Consider the following 6,073-nt stretch of genomic DNA (forward strand, 5'->3'; position numbering starts at 1 on the left):
AGAGGGCGGAACACGACGGACTTGCGCCAGCTGCTTCGGGATATCGAGGTCTTTGCGGGTGAGTTGCCGGAGTTCGATCCTTCGGGGGCTCCGGGCAGTCCGGTCGAGCTTTTCGTCGAGTGGCTGCTGGAGGCGTTGCGGGCGGGTGTCCGGGAGCCGCATGCCATGACGCTGGCGACAGCAGGTGCGGATGGAGACCCGGCGGCCCGTGTACTGATCCTCAAGGACGTGAGTGCGAGGGGCTGGCAGTTCGCCTCGAACGCGGGCAGCGCAAAGGGCCGTGAACTTGCCGAGCGTCCCTATGCGGCGCTGACCTTCTACTGGGCGTCGCTCGCCCGTCAGGTACGGGTGCGTGGGCCGGTGGTGCGTGAGGACGCGGAGCTGAGTGCGGCGGATTTCCTCGCGCGTGGTGCGGGAGCACGGGCTGAGGCTTTTGCTTGGCCGACAGTCCCAGCCGCTTGTTGATCTGGCGACCCGGGACTCGGCTGTAAAGGAATCACTCGTCCGGCTCGAGGGTGACCCTGGGCTGGTGGCGCCAGGATGGGCGCTGCATGCAGTGCGCCCTGTGACCGTCGAGTTCTGGCAGGGGGATAAGCAGCGACGGCACGTCCGTCTCGTTTACCGGTTGTCTGCCGAGGGCTGGACGAAGCAGATGTTGTGGCCGTAGGCAGCTGTGTAACCGCAGGTCACAGGCCCTCCTATCCCCGCAGGTAGGGGCTTGATCCTTTATAGGGTTTGTTACCTAAGTGCAGCTAAGGCGCTGTTTAGCCATATCTGGGCCTTTCATGGTGTTGGCCGGCCGTGGTGGTGGTGAGGAACCGATCAGGCGTCCCCTGCGGCCCCGCCGTCCCTGGCGGCCAGATGAAGGGCGAGCAGATGAAGTTGAATGAACGCGTCCTCGAGAACGTCACCCGGCAATGGTGGGCGCTCGTGGTGCGCGGCGTCCTGGCGATCACCTTCGGCATCCTCGCCCTGATCTGGCCGGGCATCACCCTCCTGGTGCTCGCCATCGTGTTCGGCGCCTACGCGTTCGTCGACGGCGTCTTCGCCGCGCTGGCCGCCGTCCGCGCGAAGGGCACCGAGCGCATTCCGCTGATCCTCGGGGCGCTCGCCGGAGTCCTGATCGGGATCATCACGTTCTTCTTGCCGGGGGCGACGCTCTTCGCGCTGACCATCCTCATCGGCGCCTGGGCCCTCGTCACCGGGGCCTTCCAGGTCGTGGCCGCCATCCGGCTGCGCAAGGAACTACCGGGCGAATGGATCCATTTGATCACCGGCGCGGTCTCGGTGCTGTTCGGAGCGATGGTCCTGTTCTGGCCGGCCTCGGGCGCGGTGGCGGTGGCCTGGCTCATCGGGATCTACGCGATCATCTTCGGCGTACTGCTGATCTCCGCGGGCCTGCGGATGCGCAGGTGCGGACGGCCCCTCGCGCACGGCCCCACTGGCGGTCCCGCCGCCTCGCCGCTGTAGCCACCACCGCCCGGACCGTCCCGCCGCGACGCGACCGGGCGGTCACCGGCGCTGTGGATACTGGACGGACCGAACGGGAGGATCAATGCCGATGGCCGTGCGCACCGAACACAGAGGACCCGTCACCACCGTCGTCCTGTCCCGCCCGGACGTCCGCAACGCGGTCGACGGGCCGACCGCCCGGGCCCTGGCCCGCGCGTTCGAGGAGTTCGACGACGACCACGACGCGTCCGTCGCGGTGCTGTGGGGGGAGGGCGGCACGTTCTGCGCGGGCGCGGACCTCAAGGCGCTCGACACCGACCGCGGCAACGAGATCACCGACGACGGTTACGGTCCCATGGGGCCGAGCCGGATGCGCCTCTCCAAGCCGGTCATCGCCGCGATCAGCGGGCACGCCGTCGCGGGCGGGCTCGAACTCGCCCTGTGGTGCGACCTGCGGGTGGCCGAAGAGGACGCTGTGTTCGGGGTCTTCTGCCGGCGCTGGGGCGTACCCCTCATCGACGGCGGCACCGTACGGCTGCCGCGGCTCATCGGTGAGAGCCGCGCCACGGACCTGATCCTCACCGGCCGGCCGGTCGGCGCGCGCGAGGCCCACGACATCGGGCTCGCCAACCGGGTCGTACCGGTGGGGCAGGGGAGGGAGGCGGCCGAACGGCTCGCCGCGGACATCGCCCGGTTCCCGCAGATCTGCATGCGCGGCGACCGGATGTCGGTGCTGGAGCAGCACGGACTGGCCGAGGAGGTGGCGATGGCGGGCGAACTGCGGCACGGCAGGGCCGCGCTCACCGAGGCGGTCGAGGGTGCGGCACGGTTCGCCGCCGGCGCCGGCCGCCACGGCGACTTCAGCGCGATCTGACGCCGCCGGAGCCCGGTCAGGCCGGGCTCCGGCGCGGACGACCGCGGGCCGGGTGCCCGTGCTGCTGGGTGGGCTTCCCGGCCCGCGGGTGGCGGCGTCCGGCGGCTGCGTCAGCCTGAGCGTCTCAGTCCGAACGCCGTCTGACGAGGGCGATCGCGCCCGCGACGAGCGCGGCGAGGACCGCGCCCAGTGCGACCCACCACCATGTGGTGGCCGAGGAACCCGAGACGGGTTCCGCCGCCCCCGGCCGGGCGGACGTCGTGGCCGTGGGTGCGGCCGCGCCGGCGGTGGGGCCGCCCTGGACGGTGAAGCGGTATTCGCCCGTGACGGGATGCCCGTCCGCGGCGACGACCCGCCAGCCGACCTGGTAGACGCCGGAGGCCAGCGGCCCGCCGAGCTGCTGGGTGACCTTGTTGTCCACAGCCTGTGGACGACCGGCCTCGTGCCGCCGACCGGCCGTGTCGGTCACGACGACCTGGGGCAGGATCACCGCGTCGTTGTAGGTCAACACCACGCGCGATGGGGGAGTGACGGTCGACCCGGGCCTGGGCGTCGCCTCTTTCAGCGTCGTGTGCGCGTCGGCGGGCGTGGCGGTGCAGAGCACCAGCGCCACCGCCGCCAACGACGCCCAGGACCGTTTCACGACCGGCTCCGCCCGCGGCTCAGGCCGAAGCCTCCGAGGGCCAGCCCGATCAGCCCGAGGGCGAGGCCGGCCCCGCCCAGCAGCCGGGCGGTCCCGTCGCTCGCCGTCTCGGAGTCGTGCGCCATGACGGTCGGCCCCTTGGCGGCGGCCGGCTGGGTCGCGGGGGCGCCCTTGGGCGTCAGCGTCAGTACCGGTGCCGGGTGCTCGGGCTCCTGCCCTCCCGCGGGGTCCTGGTCCCACCGGACGACCTCGCCGCCGGAATAGGTCTGCTGCGCCTTGAACATCATGCGGTCGGTGTCGGTCGGCAGCGGCCCCATGGAGACGTCGAACTCCTGGAACTGACCGGGATCGATCCGGCCGCCGGACCAGGTGATCGTTGCGACCGCCTCGGTGAGCTCGCTGTCGCCCACCTTGACGGGGGTGGGCAGTTTCTTCTTCTCCACCTTGGCCGTCCAGCCGGGCAGCGGGCGTACCGAGACGGACGCGACGGGGTGGTCCAGCGGCAGGTCGACCCGCAGCTTGGTGGTGCCCGCGTCGTCACGCTCGTTGGGCACCCGGAAGGCGACCTTGGTGTAGGTGCCCTGCTCGGCGGTGCGCGGATTGACGGTGACGTGCGCGGAGGCGGCCGTGGCGACGCCGAGGAGGGCGACGGTGGCGAGCCCGGCCACGGCGGCGGCTCTGGAGAGGGGGCGGGCGGTGCGGATACGACGAGATGACGACATGGAGATGCTCCGTTCGAACCGATCACGGACGTGATGACAGACCGGTCCCCTCATCCGGGAACCGGCGGCGGACGGCGCTCAGGCCGGTGAGAGCGCCTTCGAACGCAGCGGAGGACCGCGACGCGACACGGCGTGCCGCAACATCCGCCCGATCGGCCGGGCGGTGGGGGTCACCGTCACGGGGACGCGGACGGGTCCGGTGATCGAAGTCGTACGGGCGGCGGCGAGCAGTCCCCGGGCGGGCCGGGCGGCCAGTGCCGCCACCTGCCGGGTCAGCGCCCACACCGCGCGCTCACCGCGCCGCAGCCACAGGGCGACCAGCAGCGCCGCGGCGTAGTGCGCCAGCATCATGCTGAGACCGGGACGGTGCGCCGCCAACGCCGTGAGTTGATGGCCGGCGTGCGCCGCGGCCGACGCCGGTGCGGACGTCTCCGGTTCGGCGGCGGAGAACAGGACGTGCAGCATGAACTGCCCGCCGAGCAGTCCGCCGAGGATCGTCGGGAAGGCCCGTTCATGGCCCGCCAGGGTCAGCGACAGCGCCACGACCCCCGCGAAGCCCACGGCGACCGCCCAAGGCGCGACCGGAGCCCCGGAGACGAGGGCGTGACCCGTGGCGGCCAGCGTGACGCACACCGCCGAGAAGACACCCGCGCGGCCGAGACGCAAGAACGGACGAATCGCCATGACGCGCTCATGATTGCAGCTGATGGCGGATGCCGGGAGCCACCTCCTCGAAAAATATGGCCACCGCCGATCTGCGGCCGGTTCGAGAGACCGTCTGCGGTGATCGGCCCACTGACCACCGGTGCGGCGTCGCCCGTACGGCCGGGAAAGATCGCGGGGGGATCGGGTGATCTATGGGGAGACGCTTTCATGGAGAAGGAGCTCCCTTGAGAAGAACCCTCCGTCTGACGGTGGCCGGCCTGCTGGCCGCCACCGCTCTCGGCGCGGCGCCCCCCGCCCACGCCGATCCTCCCGATGGTTCGGTGGACCGGCTGCCGGCCGGGAAGTCATGGACCGTCACGCTGGTCACCGGTGACGTCGTCCGGGTCCGTACGAATGCCGGCAAGGTCCCCACGGTGTCCGTCACCCCTGGTGAGGGGCGCCGGAGCACGGCGTTCGCCACCTCCATCCGGCCCGACGGAAGCATCCGGGTCCTTCCCGCCGACGTGGCACCGCGGGTCGGGAAGATGCTGGATCCCGCGCTGTTCGACGTCACCGGGCTGATCGAGCAGGGGTTCAACTATTCGGCTGTGAGTGTCCATAAGTGTCGTTTAGATTTCACGAGTGTCGTGTGTTCTTGATGTGAACCTGACGGAATGGGCCAGGGCGCAAGGGATTGCGCCGCGCACGGCGTATCGCTGGTTCCGTGAGGGTACGTTGCCGGTCCCTGCGGAACGCGTGGGGCCGCGCACGATCCTGGTGAACATCGAGGCGAATACCGCGCCGCAGAAGACCGAGGGCGTCGGCCTGTATGCGCGGGTCACCTCGCATGACCAGAAAACAGATCTTGAGCGGCAGACCGCCCGGCTTGTGGAGTGGGCGACCAAGGCCGGTCACGGCGTGGTCCGGGTGGAATCCGAGATCGGCTCGGGCATGAACGGTGGCCGGTCCAAGGCCCGTCGTCTGCTGGCGGACCCGGAGGTGACCGTGGTCGTCGTGGAACACAAAGACCGCCTCGGCCGCATGAACGTGGAACTGGTCGAAGCCGCGCTGTCGGCGACCGGCCGCCGTCTCGTCGTCCTGGATGAGGGCGAAGTCGAGGACGATCTGGTGCGGGACATGGTCGAGATCCTGACCTCGTTCTGCGCCCGCCTGTATGGCCGCCGGTCGGCGAGAAGCCGTGCCCGCAAGGCCTTGGAGGCCGCCGAGCATGGCTGAGAAGAAGACGCTGCGGCAGATTGCCCGTCCGTTCGTCGCCGGCGGTCCGTCCGGTGTCTCGGTACGGGACCGGCTCAAGGGCTTGACGTCCGAGGACGACAAGGTGTTGCGGCTGGTCGGCGCGCACATGGGCCGCCTGGCGTCCCGTGATCTGGCCCGACGCTGTTCCGACGGCCTGGAGCACTCCACTGACACGTGGGCCGAGCGCAAGCGGGACCTGACCTTCGAGTCGTCGTCGCGGTGGGCCGGGTCGGTCACCTCCAACACCCATGACCAGTGGGGCCTGTCTCGCCGCGCTCAATGGGCGCATCTGGAGTCTTTGGATGCCGATATCCGTACGATCCGGCACCGCCTGTCCCTGCCGGCCGGACAGAAGGGCGGCAACCGCCGGCCCGGCGGCTACCGGTCCGCGCACGAGTGGTTCGTCAAGACGCGGCGGCTGGCGATTTTGGAGACCAGGTACGAGCAGGTGCGTGCCGAGCGTGAGGCCGGGCGTGTCTC

Annotated in this window: 9 protein-coding genes and 1 pseudogene; 7 read left to right on the plus strand and 3 right to left on the minus strand. The window is 70.6% G+C overall.

The window, feature by feature from the left end; genetic code table 11:
- Positions 1-21 precede the first annotated feature (21 nt).
- From HKK74_RS35400 to HKK74_RS35410, 4 genes are all read left to right on the plus strand, one after another.
- On the plus strand, positions 22-465 hold the full coding sequence (locus tag HKK74_RS35400) for a pyridoxine/pyridoxamine 5'-phosphate oxidase (protein ID WP_312882101.1): 444 nt from the start codon (positions 22-24) through the stop codon (positions 463-465).
- Between the two features lie 100 nt (positions 466-565).
- A complete protein-coding gene (locus HKK74_RS41705) occupies positions 566-667 on the plus strand; it encodes a pyridoxine 5'-phosphate oxidase C-terminal domain-containing protein (RefSeq protein WP_312882102.1) in 102 nt (33 codons plus the stop codon).
- A 209-nt stretch (positions 668-876) separates the two neighbouring features.
- Positions 877-1,470 carry an HdeD family acid-resistance protein gene (locus tag HKK74_RS35405; RefSeq protein ID WP_246492301.1) on the plus strand — a complete coding sequence of 198 codons (594 nt, stop codon included), beginning with the start codon at positions 877-879 and terminating at the stop codon, positions 1,468-1,470.
- A 91-nt stretch (positions 1,471-1,561) separates the two neighbouring features.
- On the plus strand, positions 1,562-2,326 hold the full coding sequence (locus tag HKK74_RS35410; protein ID WP_187247785.1) for a crotonase/enoyl-CoA hydratase family protein: 765 nt from the start codon (positions 1,562-1,564) through the stop codon (positions 2,324-2,326).
- A 124-nt stretch (positions 2,327-2,450) separates the two neighbouring features.
- On the opposite strand, the gene HKK74_RS35415 is transcribed toward HKK74_RS35410, so the two are convergent.
- From HKK74_RS35415 to HKK74_RS35425, 3 genes are all read right to left on the minus strand, one after another.
- Positions 2,451-2,969, minus strand: a complete 519-nt coding sequence (locus HKK74_RS35415) for a copper resistance CopC family protein (protein WP_312882104.1) — start codon at positions 2,967-2,969, stop codon at positions 2,451-2,453.
- Positions 2,966-3,691: a YcnI family copper-binding membrane protein gene (locus tag HKK74_RS35420; protein ID WP_187247786.1), complete on the minus strand. Its 726-nt coding sequence runs from the start codon at positions 3,689-3,691 to the stop codon at positions 2,966-2,968. The genes HKK74_RS35415 and HKK74_RS35420 overlap by 4 nt, the downstream gene beginning before the upstream one ends.
- A gap of 78 nt (positions 3,692-3,769) precedes the next feature.
- Entirely contained in the window at positions 3,770-4,375 is a 606-nt protein-coding gene (locus HKK74_RS35425; protein ID WP_187247787.1) for an MFS transporter, read from the minus strand.
- A 206-nt stretch (positions 4,376-4,581) separates the two neighbouring features.
- Between HKK74_RS35425 and HKK74_RS35430 the strand changes: the two genes are divergently transcribed.
- The 3 genes and pseudogenes from HKK74_RS35430 to HKK74_RS35440 form a co-directional block, all read left to right on the plus strand.
- On the plus strand, positions 4,582-4,995 hold the full coding sequence (locus HKK74_RS35430; RefSeq protein WP_187247788.1) for a hypothetical protein: 414 nt from the start codon (positions 4,582-4,584) through the stop codon (positions 4,993-4,995).
- A 1-nt stretch (position 4,996) separates the two neighbouring features.
- Positions 4,997-5,572, plus strand: coding sequence for an IS607 family transposase (locus HKK74_RS35435; protein ID WP_187247789.1), 576 nt, complete (start codon positions 4,997-4,999; stop codon positions 5,570-5,572).
- Positions 5,565-6,073, plus strand: a pseudogene (locus HKK74_RS35440) (IS200/IS605 family accessory protein TnpB-related protein); the annotation flags it as partial. The gene HKK74_RS35435 and the pseudogene HKK74_RS35440, both read left to right, overlap by 8 nt.

Source organism: Actinomadura alba, assembly GCF_014323705.1.
Lineage (GTDB): Bacteria > Actinomycetota > Actinomycetes > Streptosporangiales > Streptosporangiaceae > Actinomadura_C > Actinomadura_C alba.